30 protein-coding genes and 1 pseudogene are annotated in these 25,871 nt (G+C 65.9%); 17 read left to right on the forward strand and 14 right to left on the reverse strand.

The genetic code is table 11. The annotated features are described in order from the left end of the window. Nucleotide 1 precedes the first annotated feature (1 nt). Nucleotides 2-733: a bacteriorhodopsin gene (locus HALKA_RS0112445; protein WP_018258306.1), complete on the forward strand. Its 732-nt coding sequence runs from the start codon at nucleotides 2-4 to the stop codon at nucleotides 731-733. A 156-nt stretch (nucleotides 734-889) separates the two neighbouring features. Here the strand turns inward: HALKA_RS0112445 and HALKA_RS0112450 are convergent, their stop codons facing one another. After that, entirely contained in the window at nucleotides 890-1,843 is a 954-nt protein-coding gene (locus HALKA_RS0112450) for a transcription initiation factor IIB (protein ID WP_015763627.1), read from the reverse strand. 237 nt (nucleotides 1,844-2,080) lie between these two features. Between HALKA_RS0112450 and HALKA_RS0112455 the strand changes: the two genes are divergently transcribed. The 12 genes and pseudogenes from HALKA_RS0112455 to HALKA_RS0112510 all read left to right on the forward strand — a co-directional run bounded on the left by HALKA_RS0112455 (nucleotide 2,081) and on the right by HALKA_RS0112510 (nucleotide 10,160). Further along, nucleotides 2,081-2,947 carry a 3-hydroxyacyl-CoA dehydrogenase family protein gene (locus tag HALKA_RS0112455; protein ID WP_018258307.1) on the forward strand — a complete coding sequence of 289 codons (867 nt, stop codon included), beginning with the start codon at nucleotides 2,081-2,083 and terminating at the stop codon, nucleotides 2,945-2,947. Continuing rightward, nucleotides 2,944-3,533: pseudogene (locus tag HALKA_RS19540) on the forward strand (DUF2391 domain-containing protein). Before HALKA_RS0112455 ends, HALKA_RS19540 begins: the two are co-directional and overlap by 4 nt. 90 nt (nucleotides 3,534-3,623) lie before the next feature. Continuing rightward, a complete protein-coding gene (locus tag HALKA_RS0112465; protein ID WP_015763624.1) occupies nucleotides 3,624-3,809 on the forward strand; it encodes an HVO_2753 family zinc finger protein in 186 nt (61 codons plus the stop codon). Nucleotides 3,810-3,811: 2 nt separating this feature from the next. Then, on the forward strand, nucleotides 3,812-4,078 hold the full coding sequence (locus HALKA_RS0112470) for an elongation factor 1-beta (protein WP_018258308.1): 267 nt from the start codon (nucleotides 3,812-3,814) through the stop codon (nucleotides 4,076-4,078). Nucleotides 4,079-4,224: 146 nt separating this feature from the next. Further along, nucleotides 4,225-4,515, forward strand: a complete 291-nt coding sequence (locus HALKA_RS0112475; RefSeq protein WP_015763622.1) for a 50S ribosomal protein L21e — start codon at nucleotides 4,225-4,227, stop codon at nucleotides 4,513-4,515. Between the two features lie 3 nt (nucleotides 4,516-4,518). Then, nucleotides 4,519-4,875, forward strand: coding sequence for an RNA polymerase Rpb4 family protein (locus HALKA_RS0112480; RefSeq protein WP_018258309.1), 357 nt, complete (start codon nucleotides 4,519-4,521; stop codon nucleotides 4,873-4,875). A gap of 77 nt (nucleotides 4,876-4,952) precedes the next feature. Next, complete coding sequence (locus HALKA_RS0112485) at nucleotides 4,953-5,525, forward strand: DUF655 domain-containing protein (protein WP_015763620.1); 573 nt, start codon at nucleotides 4,953-4,955, stop codon at nucleotides 5,523-5,525. Nucleotides 5,526-5,575: 50 nt separating this feature from the next. Then, nucleotides 5,576-6,448, forward strand: a complete 873-nt coding sequence (locus HALKA_RS0112490; RefSeq protein ID WP_018258310.1) for a 16S ribosomal RNA methyltransferase A — start codon at nucleotides 5,576-5,578, stop codon at nucleotides 6,446-6,448. A gap of 2 nt (nucleotides 6,449-6,450) precedes the next feature. After that, entirely contained in the window at nucleotides 6,451-7,071 is a 621-nt protein-coding gene (locus HALKA_RS0112495; RefSeq protein WP_018258311.1) for a HemK2/MTQ2 family protein methyltransferase, read from the forward strand. Between the two features lie 73 nt (nucleotides 7,072-7,144). Beyond that, complete coding sequence (locus HALKA_RS0112500) at nucleotides 7,145-8,140, forward strand: 5-methyltetrahydropteroyltriglutamate--homocysteine S-methyltransferase (RefSeq protein WP_018258312.1); 996 nt, start codon at nucleotides 7,145-7,147, stop codon at nucleotides 8,138-8,140. Nucleotides 8,141-8,222: 82 nt separating this feature from the next. Continuing rightward, nucleotides 8,223-9,290: a methionine synthase gene (locus HALKA_RS0112505; RefSeq protein WP_018258313.1), complete on the forward strand. Its 1,068-nt coding sequence runs from the start codon at nucleotides 8,223-8,225 to the stop codon at nucleotides 9,288-9,290. A gap of 471 nt (nucleotides 9,291-9,761) precedes the next feature. Continuing rightward, complete coding sequence (locus tag HALKA_RS0112510; RefSeq protein WP_018258314.1) at nucleotides 9,762-10,160, forward strand: OsmC family protein; 399 nt, start codon at nucleotides 9,762-9,764, stop codon at nucleotides 10,158-10,160. 28 nt (nucleotides 10,161-10,188) lie between these two features. Here HALKA_RS0112510 and HALKA_RS0112515 read toward each other — a convergent pair whose 3' ends face one another. Further along, nucleotides 10,189-11,472: an FIST signal transduction protein gene (locus HALKA_RS0112515; protein ID WP_026190296.1), complete on the reverse strand. Its 1,284-nt coding sequence runs from the start codon at nucleotides 11,470-11,472 to the stop codon at nucleotides 10,189-10,191. A gap of 121 nt (nucleotides 11,473-11,593) precedes the next feature. Between HALKA_RS0112515 and HALKA_RS21645 the strand changes: the two genes are divergently transcribed. The 3 genes from HALKA_RS21645 (at nucleotide 11,594) to HALKA_RS0112530 (ending at nucleotide 14,088) form a co-directional block, all read left to right on the forward strand. Then, nucleotides 11,594-12,037: a DUF5799 family protein gene (locus HALKA_RS21645; protein WP_018258316.1), complete on the forward strand. Its 444-nt coding sequence runs from the start codon at nucleotides 11,594-11,596 to the stop codon at nucleotides 12,035-12,037. A gap of 125 nt (nucleotides 12,038-12,162) precedes the next feature. Next, on the forward strand, nucleotides 12,163-12,945 hold the full coding sequence (locus HALKA_RS0112525; protein WP_018258317.1) for a class I fructose-bisphosphate aldolase: 783 nt from the start codon (nucleotides 12,163-12,165) through the stop codon (nucleotides 12,943-12,945). Nucleotides 12,946-12,969: 24 nt separating this feature from the next. Next, nucleotides 12,970-14,088 carry a PfkB family carbohydrate kinase gene (locus tag HALKA_RS0112530; RefSeq protein WP_018258318.1) on the forward strand — a complete coding sequence of 373 codons (1,119 nt, stop codon included), beginning with the start codon at nucleotides 12,970-12,972 and terminating at the stop codon, nucleotides 14,086-14,088. Here the strand turns inward: HALKA_RS0112530 and pfkB are convergent. The 11 genes from pfkB to HALKA_RS0112585 form a co-directional block, all read right to left on the reverse strand. Beyond that, entirely contained in the window at nucleotides 14,085-14,993 is a 909-nt protein-coding gene (gene pfkB, locus HALKA_RS0112535; protein ID WP_018258319.1) for a 1-phosphofructokinase, read from the reverse strand. The genes HALKA_RS0112530 and pfkB overlap by 4 nt on opposite strands. After that, complete coding sequence (glpR, locus tag HALKA_RS0112540; protein ID WP_018258320.1) at nucleotides 14,990-15,754, reverse strand: HTH-type transcriptional regulator GlpR; 765 nt, start codon at nucleotides 15,752-15,754, stop codon at nucleotides 14,990-14,992. Before glpR ends, pfkB begins: the two co-directional genes overlap by 4 nt. A 74-nt stretch (nucleotides 15,755-15,828) precedes the next feature. Then, entirely contained in the window at nucleotides 15,829-16,857 is a 1,029-nt protein-coding gene (locus HALKA_RS0112545; RefSeq protein WP_018258321.1) for an isocitrate/isopropylmalate dehydrogenase family protein, read from the reverse strand. A gap of 98 nt (nucleotides 16,858-16,955) precedes the next feature. Then, on the reverse strand, nucleotides 16,956-17,597 hold the full coding sequence (locus tag HALKA_RS0112550; RefSeq protein WP_018258322.1) for a hypothetical protein: 642 nt from the start codon (nucleotides 17,595-17,597) through the stop codon (nucleotides 16,956-16,958). A 264-nt stretch (nucleotides 17,598-17,861) separates the two neighbouring features. After that, the gene (gene leuD, locus HALKA_RS0112555) at nucleotides 17,862-18,506 is read right to left on the reverse strand and encodes a 3-isopropylmalate dehydratase small subunit (RefSeq protein WP_018258323.1); all 645 of its coding nucleotides are present in this window, start codon (nucleotides 18,504-18,506) and stop codon (nucleotides 17,862-17,864) included. Next, nucleotides 18,503-19,924, reverse strand: coding sequence for a 3-isopropylmalate dehydratase large subunit (gene leuC / locus HALKA_RS0112560; protein WP_018258324.1), 1,422 nt, complete (start codon nucleotides 19,922-19,924; stop codon nucleotides 18,503-18,505). Before leuC ends, leuD begins: the two co-directional genes overlap by 4 nt. Then, nucleotides 19,921-20,145: a DUF7989 family protein gene (locus HALKA_RS0112565; RefSeq protein ID WP_018258325.1), complete on the reverse strand. Its 225-nt coding sequence runs from the start codon at nucleotides 20,143-20,145 to the stop codon at nucleotides 19,921-19,923. The genes leuC and HALKA_RS0112565 overlap by 4 nt, the downstream gene beginning before the upstream one ends. Nucleotide 20,146: 1 nt before the next feature. Next, a complete protein-coding gene (gene ilvC, locus HALKA_RS0112570; protein ID WP_018258326.1) occupies nucleotides 20,147-21,175 on the reverse strand; it encodes a ketol-acid reductoisomerase in 1,029 nt (342 codons plus the stop codon). Continuing rightward, a complete protein-coding gene (ilvN, locus tag HALKA_RS0112575; protein WP_026190298.1) occupies nucleotides 21,168-21,755 on the reverse strand; it encodes an acetolactate synthase small subunit in 588 nt (195 codons plus the stop codon). Before ilvN ends, ilvC begins: the two co-directional genes overlap by 8 nt. Nucleotides 21,756-21,763: 8 nt before the next feature. Next, complete coding sequence (gene ilvB / locus HALKA_RS0112580) at nucleotides 21,764-23,524, reverse strand: biosynthetic-type acetolactate synthase large subunit (RefSeq protein ID WP_018258328.1); 1,761 nt, start codon at nucleotides 23,522-23,524, stop codon at nucleotides 21,764-21,766. A gap of 360 nt (nucleotides 23,525-23,884) precedes the next feature. Next, the gene (locus tag HALKA_RS0112585; RefSeq protein ID WP_174259137.1) at nucleotides 23,885-25,069 is read right to left on the reverse strand and encodes a LeuA family protein; all 1,185 of its coding nucleotides are present in this window, start codon (nucleotides 25,067-25,069) and stop codon (nucleotides 23,885-23,887) included. 310 nt (nucleotides 25,070-25,379) lie between these two features. On the opposite strand from HALKA_RS0112585, the gene HALKA_RS0112590 reads away from it, so the two are divergent. Continuing rightward, nucleotides 25,380-25,682 (forward strand): DUF5779 family protein, encoded by a 303-nt coding sequence (locus HALKA_RS0112590; RefSeq protein ID WP_018258329.1) that lies wholly within the window; start codon nucleotides 25,380-25,382, stop codon nucleotides 25,680-25,682. Here the strand turns inward: HALKA_RS0112590 and HALKA_RS21015 are convergent, their stop codons facing one another. After that, on the reverse strand, nucleotides 25,683-25,835 hold the full coding sequence (locus HALKA_RS21015) for a hypothetical protein (RefSeq protein WP_018258330.1): 153 nt from the start codon (nucleotides 25,833-25,835) through the stop codon (nucleotides 25,683-25,685). Nucleotides 25,836-25,871 lie beyond the last annotated feature (36 nt).

A 25,871-nucleotide genomic window follows, 5' to 3' on the forward strand; every position in this document is an offset into this window, starting at 1 on the left:
GATGATAGAACTCTGGTTCACACTCGGTACGATCGGTATGCTCGCTGGGACGGCAATTCTCGCCTACGGCTTCAGGCTCGTCCCGGCCGAGAGACGCACCCGGTACGCGGTGCTGGTCTCGATTCCCGGCATCGCGATCTTCGCCTACGCGATCATGGCACTCGGTATCGGCGGCTTCGACACGGGAGATCACATCGTCTGGATCCCCCGCTACGTCGACTGGCTGCTGACGACGCCGCTGAACGTCCTGTTCCTCGGGCTGTTCGCCGGTGCCGACCGCGAGACGATCGGAAAGCTCGTCGGCCTACAGGTCCTGACGATCGTCTTCGGGTTCGCGGGCGCGGTGGTCGGAGGGCTGCTCGCCTGGGGACTGTTCGCGCTGGGCGGGCTCGCCTTCGTCGGCGTCGGCTACCTGCTGTACGGCTCGGTCTCGGAGGCCGCCGTCGACACGCTCTCGGAGGTCGGATTCGGCGTCTATGAGACGCTCCGTAACTTCGTCGTCGTGCTCTGGGGCGTCTATCCGGTCATCTGGATCGTCGGACAGTCCGGGCTCGGACTGATGGACCTCGAAACGACGGCGCTAGTCGTCGCCTACCTCGACGTGGTGACGAAGGTCGGCTTCGGCCTGCTCGCGCTCAGTGGTGAGGCGATCGTCGAAGAACTCGGAGCGGACGTGTTCGAAGACGAGGACGCGGTGATGGCTCCAGACCACGACGCACAGCCGTCTGACTGACTCTACCGGCTGTACATCTCTGGCGATGCCGTGAAGATGCGTGAAAACGCGTCCTGGGTGTGGGGCAGTCTCTCACTCTGCTTGCGATCGTCTATTCGTGACCGGCGATCACCGAAGGAGTCGAGGAAAAACCGTCGTACGGCTAAACGATCGGAATCAGTGGATGCCCATCGCTTCGATCTGTTCCTGGTAGCGGTTCCGGATCGTCACTTCGGTCACCTGGGCGACGTCGGCGACCTCTCGCTGGGTCTTCTTTTCGTTGCACAGCAGCGACGCGGCGTAGATCGCCGCCGCGGCGTATCCAGTGGGGGACTTGCCCGACAGCAGGCCCTGCTCGGCGGTCACGTCGATGATCTCGTTGGCCTTCGACTGGACCTCCTCGCTCAGTTCGAGTTCGCTGGCGAAGCGCGGCACGTACTGTTTGGGGTCGACCGGCTCCATCTTGAGCTTGAGTTCCTGGGCGACGTAGCGATACGTGCGCCCGATCTCCTTTTGCTCGACCCGAGAGACGTCCGAGACCTCTTCGAGGCTCCGTGGGATGCCCTCCTGTCGGCAGGCGGCGTACAGACAGGAGGTCGCGACGCCCTCGATGGAACGGCCGCGGATGAGGTCCTCGTCCAGCGCGCGCCGGTAGATCACCGACGCGACTTCCCGCACCGAGCGCGGGACGCCCAGTGCCGACGCCATCCGATCGATCTCCGAGAGGGCAAACTGGAGGTTTCGCTCCCCCGCGTCCTTCGTCCGGATTCGCTCTTGCCACTTTCGCAGTCGATGCATCTGGGACCGCTTCTTCGACGAGATGGACCGGCCGTACGCGTCCTTGTCCTTCCAGTCGATCGTCGTCGTCAGCCCCTTGTCGTGCATCGTCTGGGTCGTCGGTGCCCCGACGCGGGACTTGCTCTGCCGTTCAGAATGGTTGAACGCGCGCCATTCCGGGCCGCGGTCGATATTTTCATCTTCGATGACAAGTCCGCAGTCTTCGCAGATGAGTTCGCCGCTCCCGTCCGTCGATATTGCCGTCGAGTCACACTCAGGACAGGTCTGCTCGGATTCTTCCGTCTCCTGCTCCTGCGTCCCGTCGTGCTCGCGCTGGCGGGTAGGGCGTTCCATGTGTCCTTTTATGGAGAAACAATTCAGACATATAAACGTTTGGCTGGTGGCGACCAGTGCCGATAGTAACACGAGCTTACTCGACAGAATATGACAGCTCAGCGCTTCTTTGCACGGATCTCGTTTCACCCTCCCTCTCGTGTGCATCCATCTCTCGGGGCGATTCCCACGGCGGTATCCCCAACGAGAAGTGAGTTCCAGTAAAGCCTTATCCGATACGACGACCCGATAACACCTATGGATGTTGCCGTACTCGGGACCTCGACCACCGGTCACGCGCTCGCCGCGTGGTGCCTTCGGTCCGACGCCGCCGTTCGTCTCTACGGGGACGACGCCAACGCCGTGATGGACAGCGTCGACGCGGTCCAGCGACGCGCTGGCCGCGAGGGCGCGATCGACGGCACGACCGGACTGGAAGCGGCCGTCGGCGGTGCCGACGTTGTCTTCGACCTCACCGGACGCGAGATCGACGCTCGGCGGGACCTGCTCGCCGAGGTCGAGGCACTGGTCGCGGCGGAGACGCTACTCGTCGTCGGAGACACGTCCGACCGGATCACGGCCGTCGCGGCGGGTCTCCGCCGACCCGGACGCGCGCTCGGCATCCACGTGGTCGATCCGGCAGAGAGCCGGCTGGTCGAACTCGTCGTCGCCGAGCAGACGACGGCAGACACGCGGGACCGCACGGTGTCGTTCGTCGAGTCGCTCGACGCCACGCCGATCGTGGTCCGGGACACGCCGGGATTCGCGACGACGCGACTCGACCTGGCGGCCATCACGGAAGCCGTCAGGATGGTCGAAGAGGGGGTCGCCAGCGTCACGGCCATCGACCGCGCGCTCGAACTGGGTCGCGATCACCCGATCGGTCCGCTCGGACTGGCCGACCGGTTGGGGCTCGACACCGTGCTGTCGGCGCTGGAGTTACTGGCGCTGGACCTCGGAGGGCGGTTCGATCCCCCGGCCCTCCTCTTCGAGAAGGTCGAGGCGGGCGATCTCGGTCGCCAGACCGGTACCGGGTTCTACGAGTGGGAACAGGGCGAGCGAGTCGGACCCGCCCAGCCGAACCCGACCGTCGAAACGCGATCGGCAGAGCCCGATGAGCGATGAGCCGGTCCGAGCGGCGGCGAGGGGACTCGCCGGTCGAGCACGACGACGCCGACATGAGCGACCTGTTCGACGACCTCTCGGAGCTGGAGGCGCTGGTCGACTCCGCCGAAGAGCGAGCGCGCGTCCGCGAAGCGATGCAGACGGCGAGCGAGGTCGACGACGACGGCCCGGTGTTCGGCCGGGTCGTCTGGGGGTTCGACCGTGCGGACCTCGCAGAGTCGGTGCTGGGCGCGCTGCTCTTTGGCATCCCGATGGCCGTCGAGGGCGGGACGGTCGACTCCGGGCAGTTCATCGCCGCTCGCCCTCCGTTCCTGGCCCTGACGCTGTTCGCAACGGTCGCGGTCGTCGTCGGGATCCTCTACGTGGCCGACATTCAGGACGTGCGGGTGGCCTACGCGTTCTTCGGTCTCGTCCCTCGGCGACTCGTGGGCGTCCTCGGCTCGTCGTTCGCGACGGCCGTCGCGCTGTTGAGCGTCTGGGGCGTCGCGACTGGGCGGACCCGTGGCTGGACTTCTGCGTCTGCGTCGTGGCCTTCTTCCCGATGGCTATCGGTGCCGCGCTGGGTGACATCCTGCCGGGGAGCTAGTCCGGCGGACTACTGTGGCCGTTCGGGAAACCGCCGTCCACTCCGGTGCGTTTGACAATCGTTAAAAGTCGTGGCCGGATACGAGAGTGTATGAGCGAGAGCGAAACTCAGCAAAAACGCACGCAGAAGTGCGTCTCGTGTGGCATCAACATCGCCGGCACGAACGCCGCCGCGTTCAAGTGCCCGGACTGCGGTCAGCAGATCTACCGCTGTGGGACCTGCCGCAAGCAGAGCAACCTCTACGAGTGTCCCGACTGTGGCTTCCGGGGGCCCTAACGATGGGGAAAGTCGCCGCCAAGATCAAGGTCATGCCGAACAGCCCCGACGTGGACCTGGACGCGCTCCAGGAACGTCTGGAAGGCTCGCTCCCCGAGGGCGCGAAGATCAACGGCGTCGAGCGCGACGACGTGGCCTTCGGGCTCGTCGCCCTGTTCCCGACGGTGATCGTCCCCGACGACACCGGTGGCACGGAAGCCGTCGAGGAGGCCTTCAGCAACGTCGACGACGTGGAGTCGGTCTCCGTCGAGAACGTCGGCCGAATATAGACCGAGCGCTTTCTTCACTGCCGTTCGACGCACCGAGTCCCGACACTCGCGCTGGTCGAGGTGCGAACGGTCCTGCCGAGTCCAGTGGCGCTGGCGCGACGGGAACGCACGTTTTATTAGGACGACCGGATTACCCCTCCGCACGAATGCCCAGTTCGGATGGACCCCTCAAAGGAACGCGGAACAAGCTGAAGAACAAGCCTCGCGAGCGCGGCACCTCGCCGCCCCAGCGCGCCGTCGAGCAGTACGAGGAGGGCGACACGGTCCACCTCAAGATCGACCCGTCGGTCAACGACGGTCGCTTCCACCCGCGCTTCGACGGTTCGACCGGCGTCGTCCTCGGACAGCAGGGCGAAGCCTACAAGGTCGAGATCAACGACAACGGCAAGGACAAGACGATCATCGTCACGCCCGCACACCTCCGCCGACAGGAGTAAGGTATGACGATCTTCAAAGAGAAGGTCGACGAGGAGTACCTCACGATCGCCGAAACGAAGGAGATCCTCGAAGACATCGAAGCCGAGCGCTCGATAGACGAGGACCGAGAGATGCGCTACGAACTCGCTCGCGCGATCGAGCACGTCAACCGATTCGCGATGCTCGATCCCGACGAGGCCGAGGAGTTCGTCGACCAGCTCCGGGACCTGGAAAAAGTCGACGAGGCGACCGCTTACAAGATCGCGAACCTCCGACCGCTGGATCGCGACGAGCTGCGCTCCGTGTTCGCACAGGAGCGGTACTCGCTGTCGGGCGACGAACTCGACGAGATTCTCAACGTCGTCAAACAGTACGCGTAGATCGGTCGCCCGCATGGCGATTGTCACCGGCCTCCCCGACCCACGCCATTAAGTGGGCGCTAGACCTATCGACTCGCATGAGTGATACCGAGAGCGGTGACGACGGCGAACCGGCCGTCGTCTTGGACTTCCTGCCACACGGCAAGTCCGAGGACGACCGGCCACAGTATCAAAAGCAGCCGCTCGCGTACGCGATGGGGACCGAAGACTTCCGGCTCTACGAGATCGTGGTCGGGGAGGAGACGGACGTGACCTTCGGTGACCGCATCGACGTTCACAGCACCGACTTCGACCGGGTCAGCGTCGTCGAGTACGACGATCTCCCGAGCGGTGCGCAGTCCGAACTCGACTACGCCGTCGAGGACCTCGTCGAGGCAGAGGCTGGCCGGTTCGTCGACTTCTACAACGAGGCCCAGCCGATCACGCTCCGGCTCCACCAGCTGAACCTGCTGCCCGGAATCGGCAAGAAGCTGCGTAACTCTATTCTGGACGAGCGCAAGCGCAAGCCCTTCGAGAGCTTCGAGGAACTCGAAGAACGAGTCAGTGGCCTCCACAACCCCAAGGAAGTCCTGGTCGAACGGATCCTCGAAGAGCTATCGGAAGACGACCTGAAGTACAGCAGGTTCGTGCGCCGCGAAGACCAGTCGTAGTCGGCCCGGAAGTGACAGCGTTTTACGGGTCTGCCCGCTATCCGAGAGCGATGACTACCGACGGACCGCCCTCCGAGGGGGCCGACGGCGCTCGCGATCCGGACGCGCTCGTCGCCCGTGCGGGCAAGCGAGCGGACACCCGACAGGACCAGCACTTCCTGATCGACGATCGAGTTCTGGACCGGATTCCGGGGTACGCCGACCAGATGGACCGATCCCACGTACTGGAGGTCGGTGCCGGTCCCGGCGCGCTGACGGATCGACTGCTCGCGGTCGCGGACCGGGTGACTGCGATCGAGCGCGATCCCGACTTCGCGGCCCACCTCCGCGAGGAGTTCGCCGACACCATCGACGCCGATCGCCTGACGATCGTCGAGGGCGACGCCCTCGACGTGGACCTGCCCGAGTTCTCCGCGAGCGTCTCGAATCTCCCCTACGGGGCCTCCAGCGAGATCGCGTTCCGGCTGCTTCCGCGTGGAAAGCCGCTCGTCCTGATGTTCCAGCAGGAGTTCGCCGAACGGATGGCGGCCGATCCCGGAAGCGACGACTACGGGCGGCTCTCGGTGACGGCGGGCCACTACGCCGACGTCGAGATCGTCGAGACGGTGCCGCCGACGGCGTTCGACCCACAGCCCCGCGTCGACAGTGCCGTCGTCCGACTCCGGCCGCGCGAACCCGACTACAGCGTTCCGGACGACGACTTCTTCATGGACTTCCTCAAGGGCGTGTTCACACAGCGTCGCAAGACGATGCGAAACGCCGTCCGAAACACGGCTCACATCACCGACCTCGGGGATCCAGACGCCGTCGTCGACGCCGCAGACGAGTCGCTGATGGGCAAGCGCGCGGGAGAGCTATCGCCCGCGACGTTCGCGGCGCTGGCGACGCTCGCGTACGAGACCGGCCGACCAGGAGAGTACTAGCGATGCCCGGCCAGCCGCCGACGGACGACGACGGACGACCTTCGCTTGCCACACAGCGCGACACGGAGACGGTGTACCAGCCGGCAGCGGACTCCGACCTGCTGGCGCGGACGGCCAGGTCACACGCCACACCCGGCGACCGCGGGCTCGACGTGGGAACGGGCTCGGGCTACGTCGCCGAGACGCTGGCCGAGGCGGGCGTCGACGCAGTCGCGTCCGATCTGAACCCGGACGCCTGTCGCGAGGCAGCAGCTCGCGGTGTCCCGGCCGTCCGCGCCGACCTGCTCGCTCCGTTCCGCGACGACGCCTTCGATCTCGTCACGTTCAATCCACCGTACCTCCCGACCGAGCCAGACAAGGAGTGGGACGACTGGATGGAACACGCGCTCTCGGGCGGGGAAGACGGCCGCAGGCTCGTCGACCCCTTCCTCGAAGCAGTCGAGCGCGTGCTGGCCCCCGGCGGACGTGTCTTCCTGCTGATCAGCAGCCTCACCGGGATCGGCGACGTGCAACGCTACGCCCACGAGCGGGGGCTCGCGGGCGAGATCGTCGCCGACGAGGCCCATCCCTACGAGCGACTGGTCGTGATCCGGTTCGAGTCACAGGCAGAACCGGGACATTGAGCTAGCTGCAATAACTGATGTGCATTTTCTGAGATAGGAAATATTAAAGCCCGTCATTACCAACGTAGCCGTAATGACACAGGTAGTCGCCACGACAGCCGGTCTGTTCCCGCTCCCGGACTGGGCGAAAGACGAACTGTCCCGACTGAAAGGCCACCAGAAGTCCGACCTCGTCAGCGGTGACGAGGGACCGGAGATCGTCGACGCCTACGACCGCGCTCGCGAAGAGGTCGTCGGCGTCCAGACCGACGCCGGCCTCGACCGCGTCTCAGAGGGCCAGCTGCGCTGGGACGACATGATCGCTCACCCGCTGGCGGTCGCCGACAGCGTCGAGACCCGCGGGATCGTCCGCTACTACGACAACAACAACTTCTACAGGGAGCCGGTCGTCACCGGCGACCTCGAAGCCTCCGGCGACGTGGCCGGCGAACTCGACGCCGCGGCAGCACACGTCGATTCGGGGCTCCAGGCGGTCCTGCCGGGTCCGTACTCGCTCGCGGACCTCGCGACCGACGAGCACTACGGCGACGAGGCGGCGTTCCTCGACGCCGTCGCGGACTTTCTCGCAGCCGAGGCCGACCAGTTCCCGAACGTCGAGACGTTGTTCCTGCTGGAACCGTCGCTCGTCGAGAACGCACCCGGCGAGGGGGCCGACGAGCGCGCCAGCGAGGCAATCGACACCGTCGCTTCGGCCGTCGACGCCGACGTGGTCGCTCACACCTACTGGGGCAGTCTCGACGAGAAGGTGTACGCCCACCTCATGGACGCCGACGTGGACGCCATCGGCTTCGACCTGATCGCCGACCACGAGGAGACGGTGTACAACGTCCAGGAGTACGGCACCAAAGACGACGTGGCGCTCGGTCTCGTCGACGGCCAGAACACGCTCGTCGAGACTCCCGAAACGATCCGCGAGCGCGTCGAGTGGTTCGTCGAGCAGACCGACGGCGACTACGACACCGTCTACGCGACAGCCAACACCGAGCTGTTCTACCTCCCGCAGAACAAGTTCGAGGCCAAGGTCGAGGCGCTGGCTGACGCCGCCGCGATCGAGGAGGTGGAAGCATGACTACCGATAGACATTCCGGTTCACTTCGCTGCACGGGCTGTGACTATCGACGTCTTGCCGAGATCAACGAGGTGATCTCGGCATGACGGGTCCCCGAGAGCAGTTCCGACCCGAGGACCACGACAACGACCACTTCCTGCTGACCAGCGTCGTCGGCTCCTACCCCAAGCCCAAGTGGCACGACCGCGCCCGCGAGCTGTTCGAGGATCCCGACGCCGACTTCGACGAGCACAACTGGGCAGAGGCGAAGGACGACGCCGCCCGACTCATCACGCAGGAACACGAGCGGTCCGGGCTCGACACCGTCGTCGACGGCGAGATGCGCCGCAACGAGATGGTCGAGTACTTCGCCGAGCTGATCGACGGCTACGAGTTCAACGGCCGCGTGAAGGTGTGGGGCCACAACTACTTCGACAAGCCCTCGATCGCCGACGAGGTCGAGTACGGCGAGGAGTGGCTCGTCGACGAGTACAAGTTCACGTCGTCGGTCTCCGACCGCCCGGTCAAGGTCCCGATCACCGGTCCCTACACGCTCGCTCGCTGGGCCTTCAACGAGGCCTACGAGACGACCGAGGACGCCGCCTACGCCCTGGCGGACCTCGTCAACGAGGAGATCGAGCGCCTCGTCGACGCCGGCTGTAAGTACGTCCAGATCGACGAGCCGGCGCTCGCCCAGTACGAGGACGACCACGCGATCGTCGGCGAGTGTCTCGAACGCATCGCCGACGGGCTCCCGGAGGACGTGCGCCTCGGCCTCCACGTCTGTTACGGCGACTACTCGCGGATCTACCCCGAGATGCTCGACTACCCGGTCCACGAGTACGACCTCGAACTCGCCAACGGCGACTACGAGCAACTCGACGTGTTCAAGAACGACGAGTTCACGAAGGACTTCGCGATGGGCGTCGTCGACGCCCACGTCGCCGAGGTCGAGTCCGTCGAGGAGATCAAAGACAACATCAAGAAAGGACTGGAGGTCGTCCCGCCCGAGCAGCTGACGGTCTCCCCGGACTGCGGGATCAAGCTCCTGCCCCGCGAGGTCGCCTACGGCAAGATGGAGAACATGGTCCAGGCCGCCCGCGAGATCGAACAGGAGCTCGACGAGGGCGAGATCGACGTGGTCGGTGGACAGACGGCGAGCGCGGACTAAGCGAGACGCCGAGCGAAGCGAGGGGTCTCGTTTTTGCGAGCGGGAGCGTAGCGACACGCGAGCAGCGAAGGGCGTGCCGAGCGAAGCGAGGGGTCTCGTTTTTGCGAGCGGTGAAACCCCGAGGCTGTCGGGCGGTGTTCAGAGCTGCATCTGCTGAGTTGTAGACACCGAAAGGGCGAGTGCTGCGTGACGGCCTCGCCGTCACGTTATAGCCGGCCGGCCCTTGCGGGAACCCCGACGAAGTCTGCTCACGGGCGCAAAGCGCCCGTTCGCACGGCCAGAGGGACTCGGAGAGTCCCTCTCGGTAAGCACGTGAGGCGCGCGCAGCGAGTCGCGGGACCGCAACTACACGAGGGCTTTCAGTGCTTCGGACTGCCTGTACCGATCTCTCATCTGAACACGACCGGCTGTCGACCCCAGTATTACGCATCGACAACGTTTACGGCGGAGCCGCCCGACCCCACGAGTGCTATGGCAGACATCGAAGTCACCAGTACGTGCGAGGAAGGGTACACGGTCACGAACGTCATCGACGACGAGTGGGAACTGGTCGTCGACGCGCTGAGCGAGGACGGTCCGTCTCCGAATCAGGTGCTGGCGGCGGACTACGTCTCGTGTTACATCCCGGCGCTGCGCGTCGCCGCAGACCAGACCGGCTACGACGATCTGGGCGCTGTCGAGGCGGAGGTCGCTGCCGATCTCGACGACGACGACGATCTCGACGCGGTCGCGTTCGATATCAAAGTCGAGGCCGACCTCGGCGACGACGTCGAGGAGATCGTCGAGCTCGGCGAGGAGATCTGTCACGTTCACTCGGCACTTCAGGAGGAGCTCCACGCAGAGATCAGCCTCGAAGGCGACGCGTTCTGAGCCGCGAGGAGACAACTTTTCCCGGCAGTTACTCCGGGAATAAGAACACAACTGCAGAGGTGTTGTGATAGCCTGTGTAGTCCTCGTCCGCCGAGCAGACTTCGCCGTATGTTTCGAAGCCAGCGAACGGTGCATCGATCGAACGGCTGATCGCGTCGACTGCGTCGTCGAAGTCATCTCCCAGAATCATCGCCCGACACGCACAGTCGTAGACGAACCCACCAGCAACGGCATCGCCGCCGAGTTCGTCGGCGGCATTCGATGCGGCTGTTTCGACGGCTGACACCTGATCGGGCTTACTGCTGTGTGTAACACGCAACTCGGTTCCTTCGGCAATGTCTACAGTAAACCCGAGAGAGCCGTCGGTATCTGCGGTGCGTCCCGGCCACCGGATGTTGTATCCTTCCGTCGAAACGAACGCGGACGCGACGAAATCTCTAATCCGAGACGCGATACCCTGTGCGTCGGCGTCGGGTTCCGACTCGATGCCCAGCTCGTAGCGGCCGAGTAACATCAGAAACTCTTCGGAACCGGCATCCAAGTCGTCGACGTCGATCCCGTACGACTCTCTCGCATCGGTCTGAATTGCATCCCGCCAGGCCTCGAAAGCGGGCCGTCCGTCGAGTTCGTAGACTGTGCTTCCTTCGGCCCGCGTGACAGTCATCGGCTCCGAGATCGGTTCGTGGCCGTGGTTAACTGTTACTGCGAATGGATTTTCAGAGGCCAGTAGCGCGAGCGCGACGGCGTCTGATTCGACCTGTCCATTACAGAATACGTGTGTCTCCTCTAGCCGAAGGTCGTCACCAGCAGAGCCGCCGACAATTGGAATCTGGTCGTCGTCGATATACTGCTCGGTGAGCTTCGTGATCTCGTCTCCGATGCTGACAATTCCGTCATGGAGGTTGATTACCGCACGGTGTGGGTACTGGTCGATCTTCGGAGCGTCCGGTTCCGGAAGATCGTGTACCGCTTCGAACAGGCAGCGCTTCTGGTCGGCACCTAACCCCGTCGAGAGCGTAGTAAAGAACTCCATCGAGTCGGAAGCGACGATGCCAACTGTCACAGTCTCTGCTTTCGAGCCCGCTTCAGTGAACTCTCCCGAAGACGAGCAGCCGATGACTTCGGTGTCTGAACCGACGACGCTTCGAATGCCCCACAGCACTGCATCGTAGTCGTAGACTGGCGAACAGAATACTTGACAGAAGTCGGGGCTATCAGCTTCAATGCCGTTAAGAGCCTCACGCGCTGCGGCCATACCGGCGGCGTCACCATTATTTCCCGTTGCTTGCCCTGTACCGACCTGTGTGTCCATGTACACTGTCTAACTGAAAGGACAACTTATGTGTCACGGAGTTAGCGGAGACTCCACGGTGGTGAAAACAAGGTAATACGAGCGGGAAACGCTCATACCCTCGGCTCGCGAACGCCTGTGTATGAGTAGCGACTGGACGAACGCGATCGCCGCGGAGCGAATGGAGGTCGACACCGAGTTCAACGACCGCGTCGAGGCCTCGTCGTTCTCGAACCAGCAGTGGAACCTCGTGATGACGGCACTCGAATTCGAGATCCACGGAGCCGAAGATCCGGAGACGGCAGAGATCGTGGCCGACACGTCGAACCTCTCGACGATCATGCCCGAACTCGATCGGATCGCCGAGCAGGGGCCGATGGGTGGCGGTGGTGGCGGCGGTTCGAGCGGCGACACCGGCGGCGGAATCCTGGGCGGCGTCAAGGACGCACTGGGACTCGGTGGCGGTGGTGGCGGCGACGACCGCATCGAGGAAGCCGAGGAGCTCGCGGCAGAGTACGCGGGACTGCTCCAGGAGAAGCTAGAGACGAACGGGCGCTGGAGTATGGTCTGCGACCGCGCCGCGTAGCGCCCGGAGCGACGTTTCGTGACCGTGACTCCCGACAGTGGCGACGCTCTGGCCGCCCCGATCGGAAACAGTACGAAACGATCATATTCGAAAACGCTTTGTGATCGTTTTTCGTACGAGCGTGCATGCACGTCAGCGACGACTCGCCGCTCGTCCGCAACGGCAAGACGATCGTCCTCGCGCACGATCACGGGCTCGAACACGGGCCAAAGCAGTTCGACGGCGTCGAGGAGCGCCTCGATCCGAACGCGGTCTTCGAGATGGCGACCCACGACGCCGTCACCGCTCTGGCCGTCGGGAAGGGACTGACCGAGACGTACTACCCCAGCTACGACGACGAGGTGAATCTGCTGGCGAAGCTCAACGGCGGTTCGGACCTCTGGATGGGCGAACCGTACGCGCCCCAGAACTGGTCGGTCGACTACGCCGCCGAGCTGGGTGCCGACGCCGTCGGGTACACGGTCTACCCCGGCGTCAACGACGAGCCGCGGCTATTCGAGGACTTCCGGCCGGTCCAGGAGCGCGCACGCGACCACGACCTCCCGATCGCGATGTGGTCGTATCCGCGCGGACAGGCGATCAAGGAGCATCGGAGCCGGGACGTGGTCGCCTACGCCGCCCGCATCGGCCTCGAACTCGGCGGTGACTTCGTGAAGGTCAAGTACCCACGCAGTCCGGAGGCCATGGCTCACGCCGTCGACGCGACCGGCGACACCGGCGTCCTCCTCTCTGGGGGTTCGAAGACCTCCGACCGCGAGTTCCTCGAACTGGTCGAGAGCTGTCTCGACGCCGGTGTCTCCGGGCTCGCGGTCGGCCGCAACGTCTGGCAACGCGAGGACCCGTACGACATCCTCGACAAACTCGAACGGGTCGTCTTCGAGGGTGCGAGTGCAGACGACGTACTCTAAGGGACGGGAGGAGAGAGTACCACTATGAGTTCGTTCGACGACGAGACCGAGGCCGCCGTCGCCGTTGCACGGGCACAGCTCCCCGAGACGGTCCCGAGCGAGCGAGTCGTCTTCGGCTTCGACGGCTACGTCGACCGCGTCCGCGAGGTCGTCGCCGATCGCCACGATCCCGACGACTACGACCGACTGGACACGCTGGCCGGCTTTGGCGATCGCGTCCACGACTCCGTCGCGGCCGACAGCTCCCTCTCCTTCGAGTGGCTCCAGCGGGGGACCCGGACCGGCGGGCACACGAGCCACCTCGCTCGGGCCTTCGGCGGCTGGGGCTTCGATCCGGTGATGATCGGGATGTACGGCCGGCCGGTGCGTGACGTGTTCGCCGACGAGTTCGCCGACTGCGAGCTCCACTCGCTGGGACAACCGGGCTACACGGACGCCGTCGAGTTCGACGACGGCAAGCTCATGCTCATCGAGAACGGGACGACGATGGACCTGGACTGGTCGTTTCTCACGGACCGGCTCGGTCGAGAACGTCTCCGCGACCGGCTCGACGGTGCGGCCCTGCTTGGCACCGGCTACTGGGCGGAGACGCCCGACCTGCCGGACGTACTCGACGGGATCGCCGGGCTCTGGGACGACATCGACGAGCCGCCTGAGACGGTGCTCGTCGATCCCGGCGACGTGCGGAAGCTCGACGCCGAGCGCCTCGACGGCGGGACCGGAGCCATCGGTCGCCTCGCGGCCAAGACGCGCGTCGTCGTCTCGGCCAACCGCGCCGAGACCCAACTCCTCGCAGAGACCTACGGCGACGGCGGCGAGGAATCGCTCGAAGCGGAGGCTCGCACGCTCCGCGAGACCTTCGACGCCAGCCTGTTCGTCTCGCACGGCGTCGACCGGTCGCTGGTCGCTGGGGTCGACGGGACCACGGACGTGGCCGTCCCGTCCGTCGACGACCCCGAGTTGACGACGAGTGCCGGCGACCACTTCAACGCCGGCCTCGCGCTGGCACTGGTCACCGGTGTCGATCCGGCCGGTGCCGTCGTCGTCGGCAACGCCGTCGCCGGTGCGTTCGTGCGCAGCGGCGAACCACCGACGTTCGAGGCGATCCGTGCGTTCGTCGACGAGTACGGGGCGAAGTTCTAGAGCCGTCGGGTCTCGACGGCGGACCGATCCCCGAAGACGCCGTCGAGGTCCGGAACGCCGGTCCCCGCCTGCGAGACCACGCGCGACGCGACCGCCACTCCCGTCGCCAGCGCGAGTTCGTCACTCTCACCGCGTTCGAGCGACGCCAGCACGCCCGACAGCAGCGCGTCGCCGGCACCGACCGTGTCGACGACATCGACGGCCAGCGGTTCGGCGTGGACGGCCCCGTCGGGACCGACGAGGACGGCACCGTCGGCTCCCAGCGACGCGACGACGCGCTCGAAGCCCCGCTCTCCGAGCGCGCTGGCGGCCGCCACACACTCCTCGACGCTCTCGACGGTCGTCTCGGTGGCTGCGGCCAGCTCCTCGTGGTTGGGCTTGCACAGCGCGTAGTCGGCCGACAGCGCCCGCAGCGTCTCGCCTTCGACGTCGACGGCCGTCCGCCACGGTCCGGACGAGGCGATGCGGTCGATGGCGTCGCGCTCTAGTCCCGGCGGGAGACTGCCACCGACGAGTACGCGGGCGGGCTCGTGGTCGGCAATGTGGTCGACGAGGTCGTCGACGGCGCTCGCGTCGACGGCGGGGCCCGCCTGGTTGAGTTTGTACTCGGTTCCGGCGGCCAGCGCGGTCGTGTTGAGCCGCGTCGGCTCGTCGACGGTGACGAACTCCGCGGGAATGTCGGCCGCTTCGAGCTGTTCCGTGACGAAGGTTCCCGTAAAGCCGCCCAGGAGCCCGGTAGCGACGGTAGCGGTGTCCATCGCTGTCAGGAACTGCGAGACGTTGATCCCCTTGCCACCGGCGTCGAACTGCGCGTCGGTCGCTCTGTTGACCGTCTCGCTGGCCAGTGGCTCGTCGAAGGTGACCGTCTGGTCGACGGCGGGGTTGTAGGTGACCGTGAGGATCACGCGTCTGCCTCCAGGACGGTCACGTCGGCCTCGTCGAGGGCGGCGGCCAGCGCACCGTCCGGCGTGCGGTCGGTCACCAGCGCGTCGACCGCGTCGAGGGCGGCGACGGTGACGAACGACTGCTCGTCGAACTTCGAGCTGTCGGCGACGAGCACGACGCGGCTGGCCTGCTCGACGAACCGGGACTTGACCGCGGCTTCGGCCTCGTTTGGGGTCGTCAGCCCGGTCGTGGCGTCGAGGCTGTTCGTCCCGACGAACAGCAGGTCGACGTGGTGGTCGTCGAGGAACCGCTGGGCGGTCGGACCGACCAGCGCCCGAGTCCGGCGGCGCAACGTCCCACCGGTCACCGTCACCGCGATGCCTTTGTCCAGCAGGGTCGTCGCCAGATCCGGCATGTTCGTCACCGCCTCGACGCCGGCCTCGCTCGGCAGCGCACGCGCGACGGCCATCGTCGTCGTCCCGGCGTCGAACGACACCACCTGCGCGTCCTGCAACAGGTCGACGGCGCGGGCGGCGATGGCCTGTTTGGCGTCCAGTCGGTCGACTTCGCGCTGGCCGTACGGGCGCTCCTGTCCGACCGACGACGCCGGGACGGCACCGCCGTGTGATCGTTCGATCCGGCCGTCGTCTTCGAGCTCCTGTAGGTCGCGCCGGATCGTCGCCTTCGAGAAGTCGAGTTCGGTTGCGAGTCGGGCGACAGAACAGCCGTCACGCTCCGTGACGAGTTCGACGATCCGCCGCTTGCGCTCGGCTGGCAGCATTACACCGCCGTTCGTGGCCGGCGAACTTACTACTTTCTATCGTTGCTGTTCGTTTTTGCTCGAAACTGAGTGATCTAGAGCCGGTCGACGACGGCCTCGGTGACCGCCTCGGTCGAGGCCGAGCCGCCGAGGTCCGGCGTCTTCGGACCGTCTTCGAGCGTCGCTTCGACGGCCGTCCGAACGCGGTCGCCCTCGTCTTCGTACCCCAGATGATCGAGCAGCATCGCGGCCGAGAGGATCATCGCAGCCGGGTTTGCGACCCCCTCGCCCGCGATGTCCGGCGCGGAGCCGTGGACCGGTTCGAACAGCGCGTTGTCCTCGCCGACGTTCGCGCTCGGCAGCAGGCCGAGGCCGCCGACCAGCCCGGCCGCGAGGTCCGACAGCATGTCCCCGGCGAGGTTCGGACAGATCACGACGCCGTAGTCCTCGGGGTGCATGACCAGATGCATCGCCAGCGCGTCCATCAGCGCCGTGTCGTAGGCGATCCCTTCGCTCGCGGTGTCACCGCTCGCGCGTTCGTCGGTGCGTGGCACCGACCGCTCCTCGGCGACCGCCTCGGCGGTGTCGAGGAACAGGCCGTCGGTCTCGCGCATGACGTTTGCCTTGTGGGCGATGGTCACGTCGTCGTAGTCGTTGTTGCGGGCGTAGTCGAAGCCGAAGTCGGCGATCTTCTCGGAGGCGTCCTCGGTGATCACGCGCGTACACGTCGTGACGCCGTCGCTGATCTCGCTCTCGATGCCCTTGTAGACGCCCTCCGTGTTCTCCCGAATGAACACGAGATCGGTGTCGGGCTGTACGGCGTCTAGGCCGGGGTACGAGACGGCCGGGCGGACGTTGGCGAAGGAGTCGACGACCTGCCGGAGCGGCAAAATCACGTCGGCGGCCGTCTCGCCGGCCGCACCGAACAGCGTCGCGTCGGCGTCGGCGGCGATCTCGCGGGTCTCCCGTGGCAGTGCCTCGCCGGTCTCGGCCTTCACGGCGTCGCCGGCCTCGCCCTCGACGAACTCGAAGTCGACGGCGATCGCCTCCAGTACGTCGACGGCCGCGGGCGTGACCTCCTGTCCGATCCCGTCGCCGGGAATCACTGCGATCTCGTGAGTCATGCGCGTACGTCTCGCGGGCGTCGAAAAGAGGGTGTCGATACCGGTCGTCCGCCCTCGCAGGGCCGGAGTCGACGGGCGGACGCGAACGCCGTCGCTCTCTACGAACTGCGTGCGTAGGCGACGCCGACGTTGTGCGTGACGAACAGCGCGAGCGCGAGCACACCGAGGCCCGCGAGGGAGAGGTCGGCGCGCTCGATCCCGACGGTCCCGAGCCACCGCGCGGCCGTCGCCGGTCGCAGTTCACACAGCAGCCAGGCCGTGGCCCCGACTGCCGTGACGAGGCCGATACTGGCGGTTCCGGGGTCCAGCAGCGACGAGTGAGGCGTCACGTCGCGGAGTGCGTTGTCCTCTACCGTGTACATTACGGCCAGTGAGACGGTGAGGACCGTCGCCGCGAGCACGAACCCCTCGACCGCGATCGAGGCCTCGGCGACCGCCAGCCACAGGGTCCACGCCGTCGTCTCGGCGACTGTGAGACCGACCAGCGCCCCCGTGGACACGGAGAGGGCGACGCCGTTGACCGTCAGGTCCTTCAGGATGCGTTCGACGACGAGTCCGACCGCGAGGATGCCACAGCCGACGAGTGTCGTCGTCGACGAAAGCGCCGCGGTCTGAACGATCGCCAGCCAGATCACGAGCGCCGCCGTCTCGACGAGGGTACACGCGAGTGTCGAGAACGCGCGCACGGTCGTCGTCCATCCCACCAGTGACGGTCGCTCACCACGTTCGTGCGTGGCCATGACCGATGGCAGACGCCGACTTCGGTTTGTTAGCCGCTCGTTACCGGCGCTCCGTGGCCGTCTGACGCTGAAAAACCCGGCGTCGTCGGCTGTCGACGCCCGTCCTGTTAGCCGTGCCTTCGTGATGGAGTTCGCCCACACCGGGATGGCGAACTCCGTCACAGAGTCACAGCCGACGGTCTCATACGGATTATTGTAGCGATTTACCGGTGATCGTCGCCACGGAGTAGACGATCACCGGTAAGCAACTACAATAAACCCGTATCAGTCGTCGGAGCGGATCTCGTCTCGGGTCTGGTCGACGTAGGGCAACGAGTCGGCCGTCTCGGCGATGGCGTTCTCGTTGGACTTCATCAGCGCCGTCGTGTCCCAGATCCCCTCGACGAGAGCCTGCCGCTGAGCGCTGTCGACGCTGACGCCGATCTCGTTGCCCCCATACGAGACGGTCTCGGCCGCCACGTCGACCTCGATGTCGCCGTCGGGGGTGTCGTCGACCCACTGCTGGAGTGCGTCGATCGTCTCGTGGTCGGCCGTCACGGTCGGGATCCCCAGTGCCAGGCAGTTGCCGGCGAAGATCTCGGCGAAGCCCTCGCCGATGATGGCGTCGATCCCCCAGCGCATCAGGGCCTGGGGCGCGTGTTCGCGAGAGGAGCCACAGCCGAAGTTGTCGTTGACGACCAGCACGTTGGCGTCCTGGAAGCGCTCCTCGTTGAACGGGTGGTCTTTCTGGTTGTCGTCGTCGTCGAAGCGCAGGTCGAAGAAGGCGAACTCGCCCAGGCCGTCGAACGTGACGACCTTCATGAACCGCGCGGGGATGATCTGGTCCGTGTCGATGTCGTTCCCGCGGATCGGGACGCCGCTGCCCTCGACGTAGTCGACGGAGGGGATGTCCTCGGTGGCGTCGGTCATGCTGTCTGCACCTCCTCCAGTTCGCGCACGTCAGACACCTCGCCGGCGATCGCCGCGGCGGCGACCATCCGGGGGTTCATCAGGACGGTCCGGCCGTCCTTGCTCCCCTGGCGGCCGACGAAGTTCCGGTTCGACGAGGACGCACAGGCCTCGTCGCCCTCCAGCTGGTCCTCGTTCATGCCCAGACACATCGAGCAGCCGGCGTTGCGCCAGTCGAAGCCGGCCTCCTCGAAGGTGTCTTTCAGGCCCTCCTCTTTGGCGGCCTGCTGGACGCGCTGGCTGCCGGGGACGACCATCGCGCGCACGTCGTCCGCGACCTCGCGGCCCTCGACGATACGGGCGGCCCGACGCAGGTCGGGCAGGCGGGCGTTGGTACACGAGCCCAGGAAGGCCACGTCGATGTCGTAGCCCTCCATGGTCTCGCCGGGTTCGACGCGCATGTGTTCCTGCGCGCGTCGCGCCGTGTCCTGCTTGCCGTCGGCCAGGTCCTCGGGAGCCGGAATCGGGTCGTGGATGCCGATGCCCTGACCGGGGGTGGTCCCCCACGTCACGACGGGGTCCAGCTCCGAGGCGTCGATGTGGACCACGTCGTCGTACTCGGCGTCGTCGTCGCTCCGGATCGACTCCCAGTAGGGCTTCAGTTCGTCGAACTTCTCGGGGCGCTCCTGGAAGTAGTCCGTCGCTTCGAGCCACTCGTAGGTGGTCTCGTCGGGGTTGACGTAGCCCGCACGGGCACCGCCCTCGATGGACATGTTGCAGATGGACATCCGGCCTTCCATGCCGAGGTTCTCGATGGCTTCACCGGCGTACTCGTAGACGTAGCCGACGCCGCCCTCGGTGCCGAGCCGGCGGATGATCTCCAGGATGATGTCCTTGGCCTCGACTCCTCGTCCGAGTTCGCCGTCGACCTGGATCTTCCGGACCTTCGCCTTCTCCATGGCGATGGTCTGGGTCGCCAGCACGTCCCGGATCTGGCTCGTGCCGATCCCGAACGCGAGCGCGCCGAACGCGCCGTGTGTCGAGGTGTGGCTGTCGCCACAGACGATCGTCTTGCCGGGCTGGGTGATCCCCTGCTCCGGCCCGATGACGTGGACGATCCCCTGATCGCCGGTCGTCGGATCGGAGAACTGGATGCCCGCGTCGCGGACGTTCTCCTCTAGCTCGACCATCATGTTCTCGGCCGCGTCCTCGGCGTAGGGCCGATCCTGGTTCCCGGTCGGAACGATGTGGTCGACCGTCGCGTGGGTCAGGTCCGGCCGCGCGACTTCGAGGCCGCGCTCTTTGAGCATCCCGAACGCCTGGGGGCTCGTGACCTCGTGGATGAGGTGGAGCCCGACGAACAGCTGGTCTTGCCCGTTGGGCAGCGTCGTGACTTTGTGCCGGTCCCAGACCTTGTCGTACAGTGTGTTCTGGCTCATACGGAATCCGTCCGTCCCTCTGTGCCGCGCTCGAAGACGCGGGTCGTGCCTTCAGTGGGAGACTCGTGGTCCACGTCGTCCATGGTGTCGGCCTCCGCTTCGTCTGTCTCCGTCGGCCGCTCGCCGCCGTCGGCGACCACTGTCGGGCCGCGACGGAACGCGCCGCCGAACGATTCGTCCGTGTGTGGATGGGTGTGATCCACGTCGTGCATGTTGCTCATGTCAGTCGTCCGCTGGTGCTTCCGCAGCGTCGGCGTCCTCGCCGTCCCACGCGAACAGTTCGCGCAGGTCCGCGCCGACGCGTTCGATCTGGTGGTTCTGTTCGGCCGAACGGTACTGCTTGTAGGCCGGCCGGTTGGCCTGGTTCTCCGAGATCCACTCGCGGGCGAACTCGCCGTTCTGGACCTCTTCGAGGATTTCCTCCATGCCCTCGCGGTCGATCACCGACTCACCGCGCGTGAGCCCGCCGTACTCGGCGGTGTCGGAGACGGAGTTCCACATCCCCATGTGACCGCCTTCGTACATCAGATCGACGATGAGCTTGAGCTCGTTCAGACACTCGAAGTAGGCCATCTCGGGGGCGTAGCCCGCGTCGACGAGCGTCTCGAAGCCGGCCTTCACGAGGTCCGTGACGCCGCCACAGAGGACGGCCTGCTCGCCGAACAGGTCGGTCTCGACTTCTTCCTGGAAGGTCGTCTCGATGACGCCGGCTCGCGCGCAGCCGACGGCCCGGGCGTAGGCGAGTGCCTTCTGCTTGGCGTCGCCGGTCGCGTCCTGTTCGACGGCGATCAGACCCGGCGTCCCCTCGTCGCGCTTGTACGTGCGGCGCACGAGGTGGCCGGGGGACTTGGGCGCGACCATCGTCACGTCCACGTCCGCGGCGGGCTCGATCTGGCCGTAGTGGATGTTGAACCCGTGTGCGAACTGGAGCGTGTCGCCCGCGTCGAGGCCGTCCTCGATGGTCTCGTACACGTCGGGCTGGACCGTGTCCGGGACCAGCATGACGACGATGTCGGCCTCGCTGGCGGCGGCCGCGGGCGTCTCGACGCGCAGTCCGTCGGCTTCCGCCTCGGTCCGGGACGACGAGGACTCTCGCAGGCCGACCACCACGTCAATGCCGCTGTCGTCGAGGTTCTGGGCCTGTGCGTGGCCCTGGCTGCCGTAGCCGAGGATCGCGACGGTCTTGTCTTCGATGTGCGATGCGTCTACGTCTTCGTCGTAGTAAACGTCGGTCGTGAGTTTGTCAGTCATCGTTCTCCAGTGTGTCGGCCCCTCTTTCAAGTGCTGCGGTTCCGGTCCGCACGACTTCCTGCACGTCGAACTGCTCGAACGCGCCGACGGCGGCGTCGATCTTCTGCTTGCTGCCGGTCAGCTCGACGGTGACCGACTCGGCGGTCGCGTCGACCGCCTTCCCGCCGTACATGTCTGCGACGGCGTTGACGTCGTCTGGCTTCTCGCCGCTGACTTTGATGAGCGCGAGTTCGCGGCGCGTGTTCTGCTGGTCCAGTTCCGTCACCGAGATCGTCGGCACGAGCTTGCGCAGTTGCTTTTTGGCCTGCTCGATGCCGGGCTGGGGTTCCTCGATGACGATCGTCATCCGGGCCACCCCGTCGTCGTGAGTCGGGCCGACGGTCAGGCTCTCGATGTTGAACTGCCGGCGACTGAAGAGGCTCGACACCTCCGAGAGGACGCCGGGCTCGTGTTTCACGAGTGCGGAGAGGACGGCCTCGCGTGGCTCGTGCGTGACCTCCGCCTCGGGGTCGATGCGAATACCCTGCGTGTTGCGCCGCCCGTCCGGACGCATCCGCTCGTCCGGGGCCGGCCCTGGCATCCCACCGGTCATAGTTGCTCCAGATGTCGCTCGTTCAGTGCGAACAGTCCGTTGTCTCCGCCGCTTGGAACCATCGGATAGACGTTCTCTGCGGGGTCGATGATCGCGTCGACGACCGCGGGGCCGTCGTACTCGCGTGCCGCCTGGATCGTCTCCTCGACGTTGTCGTACTCCTCCAGCCGGAAGCCCCGCGCGCCGAAGGCCTCCGCGAGCTTGTCGAACTCGGGGACCCACGGGTACTCGGAGGCCATCCGACGACCCTCGTGGAAGGCGTCCTGCCACTGGCGGACCATCCCGACGGCCTCGTTGTTGAGGACGACGTAGGTGATGTCGAGGTTCTCGCGGACGGCGACCGAGAGCTCCTGGACGGTCATCAGGAAGGAGCCGTCACCGTCGAAGCAGACGACCTCCTGGTCGGGCGCGGCCAGCTTCGCACCGATAGCGGCTGGCGCGCCGTAGCCCATCGTCCCCAGTCCGTGACTGGAGACCCAGGTTCGGGGTTCGGTGAACTCCCAGAACTGGGAGGCCCACATCTGGTGCTGGCCGACGCCGGTACAGACGATGGTGTCGTCGGGCGTCACCTCGCTGAACCGCTCGACGACGTACTGTGGCTTCAGCGGTTCGTCGTCGGGCGTCTCGTAGTCCATCGGGTACTCGGCTTTCCACTCCTGGCACTGCTCGCGCCACTCGTCGGCGTCCGGTGCCGACGGCATCGCGTCGTACAGCTGTCGGAGCGTGGCCCGAGCGTCGCCGATCAGCGGGTAGTCCGCGTGGACGTTCTTGCTGATCTCGGCCGGATCGATGTCGACGTGAATGATCTCGGCGTCCGGGGCGAAGGAGTCGATTCCGCCCGTCAGCCGGTCGTCGAAGCGGGTGCCGATCGCCAGCATGCAGTCGGTGTTGGTGATCGCCATGTTGGCGTAGCCGGTGCCGTGCATGCCCGCCCACTCCAGGGAGAGCTCGTGGTCTTCCGGGAAGCTCCCGATCCCCGGCATCGTCGTGACGACCGGGATCTCGTACTCGAAGGCGAAGTCTCGCAGCGCGTCGGCGGCGTCGGCCTTGATGACGCCGCCGCCCGCGAGGACGACCGGCCGCTCGGCGGCCGCCAGCGCGTCGGCGGCCTCCTGGACGTTCTCGTCGTCGGCCTCTTCTGGCACGTCGTAGGTGTCTGGCCGCTTGGGGGCCGCCGGCTCCACGTCAGTCTCCCCTTTCGTGATGTCTTTCGGCAGGTCGACCAGCGTCGGTCCCTGCCGTCCCTCGTTTGCCAGCGCCCAGGCCTCGCCGACCTCGGTGCCGACGGAGTCTGCGTCGTCGGCGAAGTAGCTGTGTTTGGTGACCGGCTGGGTGATGCCGACCGTGTCCGTCTCCTGGAAGGCGTCGTTGCCGACGAACTCCGTCGGCACCTGACCGGTCAGTGCGATCACCGGATCCGAGTCCATGTTGGCGTCGGCCAGTCCGGTGACGAGGTTCGTCGCGCCGGGGCCAGACGTGGCGAAGCAGACGCCGGGCTCGCCCGAGACGATGCCGAACGCGTCGGCGGCGTGGGACGCGCCCTGTTCGTGGGCCATGGTGACGTGGTCGATCTCGGAGTCGTACAGCGCGTCGTAGACGGGCATGATCGCGCCGCCCTGGACGCCGAAGACGTACTCCGCGCCCGCGTTTTCCAGCGCCCTGACGACCGACTGTGCGCCGGTCGTGACCGGGGCCTGCTCCGGTTCGTCCTCGTCGGCGTCGGCCTCGTCGGCCCGAACGGACGCTCGTTCACTCATCGCTCTCACCTCGCTGTGCTGTTTTGCGTGCTGTTCTGCGTGATCGTGTGTGTGTATGCATTGCTGGAGTCTCCTGTGATTGGTGGAAAACCGGTCCGACGATCGCTGAGAAGTGTGTGAGAAGAGGGGCTAGATAGCCCCTACAATACGGCCGCCGAGAATCGCGGTCGCGCGGCTGTCTGCGGGGCGAACCCTGGCACCAGCCTGCGCCGTCATCGTGTCGAGTCCCTGTGCGTGCCACATAATAAGCGTTCCGTGACACGAGCTGGCGAACGACACGCTCACCCACGACTTGCCGGACGCGTCGGCCGGCCGATACCAGCCGCTTGTGACGGTCGCGAACCGGTCGAGGAGGCATCGCTACACCCGGACCTCCTCTTGGGACTCGGGGACGCCGATGTCCTCGGCGAAGCGTCGCAGCTCCGCCATCGTGACCCGCTTTTTCTCCGCGCCGTAGTCCTTGACGCGCCGGGTCACTTCCCGAACGTGTTCGTCGGTCGGGTCGTAGCCGGCGTCGACCAGACGCTCGCGGACCGAGTGTTGGCCCGTGTGCTTGCCCAGCACGAGCTGGCGCTTGGCCCCGACCATCTCGGGGGTCATGACGCCGGGCTCGAACGTGTCGGAGTTCTCGATCACGCCCGCCGCGTGAATCCCGCTCTCGTGGGAGAAGGCATTCGCACCCACCACCGGTTTGTTCGCGGGTACGTCGATGCCAGACTTCTCCTCGATGATCGCGGAGAGTTCGGTGATCCGGGTCGTGTCGATCCCCGTCTCCACGTCGTAGAGGCTCTCCAGTGCCATCACGACCTCCTCGTAGGCCGCGTTGCCGGCGCGTTCGCCGATCCCGTTGACGCTGACCTGTGCCTGGGCCGCCCCGGCCTCGTACCCCGAGATGGCGTTCGCCGACGCCAGCCCGAAGTCGTCGTGGGTGTGGACGTCGATGCGCGCGTCGGTCTCCGCGTCGACCATCTCGATGAGGTCGTAGAACCGACGGGGCGTGGCGACGCCGCAGGTGTCGGGAATGTTGATCCAGTCGGTCCCCGCCTCGGAGACGCCCTCGATCACGTCGACGAGGAAGTCCTCGTCGGTGCGCGTGGCGTCCATCGGCGAGAACATGCACTCGACGCCGGCCTCCTTGACGCGCTCGACGGACTCGATCGCGCTGTCGAGTGCCTCCTGTCGGGTCGCGTGCATGGAGTCCTGTAGCTGTACGTCGCTGGTCGAGACGAACGTGTGGACCAGATCCACACCGGCGTCCAGTGCCGCCTCGATGTCTTTCTCGACGACGCGGGCCAGCCCACAGACCGTCACCGAACTGGCCTCGGTGATGTCTCGGACGGCCTCGAACTCCGCGTCGGAGTTGACCGGGAACCCCGCCTCGATGACGTGGGTACCCATGTCGTCGAGAATCGCTGCAATCTCTCGTTTGTCTTCGTAACTAAACGACGTTCGTGGCGACTGCTCGCCGTCACGCAGCGTCGTATCGAAAATACGTGCTTCTGTAATCTCAGAAGTGGAATCCAGTGTGCCCTGGAAGAACTCGATCCGCCGGAGATTCCGACGTGCCCTCTATGTTGTTGGACATAATCGTCTGATACGGGACGCTCCGTATATTTAAACCTGTCCATGCCTCTTTTGAGTGATACGTCTCCCGTCGCCCTCGACAGCCGTCGAACCGCTCGATACAGGCCGTCCGTGCCACACTGTACCGTGACACTCTCCGAGAGCGATCATTCTCTCGACAGGTACACCAGACGGAGCCGTCGGTGGCGGCGCAGACGACGGGAGCAACTGCACCCGTCCCAGGGCGACGGCGAGAGGAGGCTTTTTTTCACTCGGCTCCCAGAGACAGAGCATGAGTGAGTTCGAGGGGCTCGACCTGCAGGCGGTCGAAGACCAGATGGACACCGACGAGGGCGGGGACGGGAGCGACCGAATCGTGCTGGGCGTTCTGGACGGCTCGACCGATCCGGACGAGTGGCTGGAGACGATTTACGGCGGTGCCGTCCTCGTCTTGAACGTCGACGGCGACCTGAACGAGCTGGCCTCGGGCTTCGCCCGCGGCATCAAAGAGGCAGGCGGCGAACTCGTCCACTTCCGCGGGTTCCTGATCGTCACGCCGCCCGGCGTCGCTATCGACAGCGATCGCCTGGAGTGACTACGGCTCGGACAGCGTGAGAGAGTGGCCGTCCGGATCGCGAAGCCGACTGTACCCGTCGGCGTGTGCGATCGATAGCACCGCCTCTTCGACCCGTTCTGTGAGCGCACGGGGATCGCGACTGTGACGAGCGTGCTCTCGCCGTGCGATCATTCGACCGCCCGGTCTTGTGAACGTCTTCGCTCCGGT

Source organism: Halomicrobium katesii DSM 19301, from assembly GCF_000379085.1.
Taxonomy (GTDB): domain Archaea; phylum Halobacteriota; class Halobacteria; order Halobacteriales; family Haloarculaceae; genus Halomicrobium; species Halomicrobium katesii.

What these genes read in the sequence shown, in the direction of transcription:
- HALKA_RS0112445 (WP_018258306.1), top strand. Translation starts at nt 2, where the DNA reads ATGATAGAACTCTGGTTCACACTCGGTACGATCGGTATGCTCGCTGGG.
- HALKA_RS0112450 (WP_015763627.1), bottom strand. Translation starts at nt 1,843, where the DNA reads ATGGAACGCCCTACCCGCCAGCGCGAGCACGACGGGACGCAGGAGCAG.
- HALKA_RS0112455 (WP_018258307.1), top strand. Translation starts at nt 2,081, where the DNA reads ATGGATGTTGCCGTACTCGGGACCTCGACCACCGGTCACGCGCTCGCC.
- HALKA_RS0112465 (WP_015763624.1), top strand. Translation starts at nt 3,624, where the DNA reads ATGAGCGAGAGCGAAACTCAGCAAAAACGCACGCAGAAGTGCGTCTCG.
- HALKA_RS0112470 (WP_018258308.1), top strand. Translation starts at nt 3,812, where the DNA reads ATGGGGAAAGTCGCCGCCAAGATCAAGGTCATGCCGAACAGCCCCGAC.
- HALKA_RS0112475 (WP_015763622.1), top strand. Translation starts at nt 4,225, where the DNA reads ATGCCCAGTTCGGATGGACCCCTCAAAGGAACGCGGAACAAGCTGAAG.
- HALKA_RS0112480 (WP_018258309.1), top strand. Translation starts at nt 4,519, where the DNA reads ATGACGATCTTCAAAGAGAAGGTCGACGAGGAGTACCTCACGATCGCC.
- HALKA_RS0112485 (WP_015763620.1), top strand. Translation starts at nt 4,953, where the DNA reads ATGAGTGATACCGAGAGCGGTGACGACGGCGAACCGGCCGTCGTCTTG.
- HALKA_RS0112490 (WP_018258310.1), top strand. Translation starts at nt 5,576, where the DNA reads ATGACTACCGACGGACCGCCCTCCGAGGGGGCCGACGGCGCTCGCGAT.
- HALKA_RS0112495 (WP_018258311.1), top strand. Translation starts at nt 6,451, where the DNA reads ATGCCCGGCCAGCCGCCGACGGACGACGACGGACGACCTTCGCTTGCC.
- HALKA_RS0112500 (WP_018258312.1), top strand. Translation starts at nt 7,145, where the DNA reads ATGACACAGGTAGTCGCCACGACAGCCGGTCTGTTCCCGCTCCCGGAC.
- HALKA_RS0112505 (WP_018258313.1), top strand. Translation starts at nt 8,223, where the DNA reads ATGACGGGTCCCCGAGAGCAGTTCCGACCCGAGGACCACGACAACGAC.
- HALKA_RS0112510 (WP_018258314.1), top strand. Translation starts at nt 9,762, where the DNA reads ATGGCAGACATCGAAGTCACCAGTACGTGCGAGGAAGGGTACACGGTC.
- HALKA_RS0112515 (WP_026190296.1), bottom strand. Translation starts at nt 11,472, where the DNA reads ATGGACACACAGGTCGGTACAGGGCAAGCAACGGGAAATAATGGTGAC.
- HALKA_RS21645 (WP_018258316.1), top strand. Translation starts at nt 11,594, where the DNA reads ATGAGTAGCGACTGGACGAACGCGATCGCCGCGGAGCGAATGGAGGTC.
- HALKA_RS0112525 (WP_018258317.1), top strand. Translation starts at nt 12,163, where the DNA reads ATGCACGTCAGCGACGACTCGCCGCTCGTCCGCAACGGCAAGACGATC.
- HALKA_RS0112530 (WP_018258318.1), top strand. Translation starts at nt 12,970, where the DNA reads ATGAGTTCGTTCGACGACGAGACCGAGGCCGCCGTCGCCGTTGCACGG.
- glpR (WP_018258320.1), bottom strand. Translation starts at nt 15,754, where the DNA reads ATGCTGCCAGCCGAGCGCAAGCGGCGGATCGTCGAACTCGTCACGGAG.
- HALKA_RS0112545 (WP_018258321.1), bottom strand. Translation starts at nt 16,857, where the DNA reads ATGACTCACGAGATCGCAGTGATTCCCGGCGACGGGATCGGACAGGAG.
- HALKA_RS0112550 (WP_018258322.1), bottom strand. Translation starts at nt 17,597, where the DNA reads ATGGCCACGCACGAACGTGGTGAGCGACCGTCACTGGTGGGATGGACG.
- leuD (WP_018258323.1), bottom strand. Translation starts at nt 18,506, where the DNA reads ATGACCGACGCCACCGAGGACATCCCCTCCGTCGACTACGTCGAGGGC.
- leuC (WP_018258324.1), bottom strand. Translation starts at nt 19,924, where the DNA reads ATGAGCCAGAACACACTGTACGACAAGGTCTGGGACCGGCACAAAGTC.
- HALKA_RS0112565 (WP_018258325.1), bottom strand. Translation starts at nt 20,145, where the DNA reads ATGAGCAACATGCACGACGTGGATCACACCCATCCACACACGGACGAA.
- ilvC (WP_018258326.1), bottom strand. Translation starts at nt 21,175, where the DNA reads ATGACTGACAAACTCACGACCGACGTTTACTACGACGAAGACGTAGAC.
- ilvN (WP_026190298.1), bottom strand. Translation starts at nt 21,755, where the DNA reads ATGCCAGGGCCGGCCCCGGACGAGCGGATGCGTCCGGACGGGCGGCGC.
- ilvB (WP_018258328.1), bottom strand. Translation starts at nt 23,524, where the DNA reads ATGAGTGAACGAGCGTCCGTTCGGGCCGACGAGGCCGACGCCGACGAG.
- HALKA_RS0112590 (WP_018258329.1), top strand. Translation starts at nt 25,380, where the DNA reads ATGAGTGAGTTCGAGGGGCTCGACCTGCAGGCGGTCGAAGACCAGATG.
- HALKA_RS21015 (WP_018258330.1), bottom strand. Translation starts at nt 25,835, where the DNA reads ATGATCGCACGGCGAGAGCACGCTCGTCACAGTCGCGATCCCCGTGCG.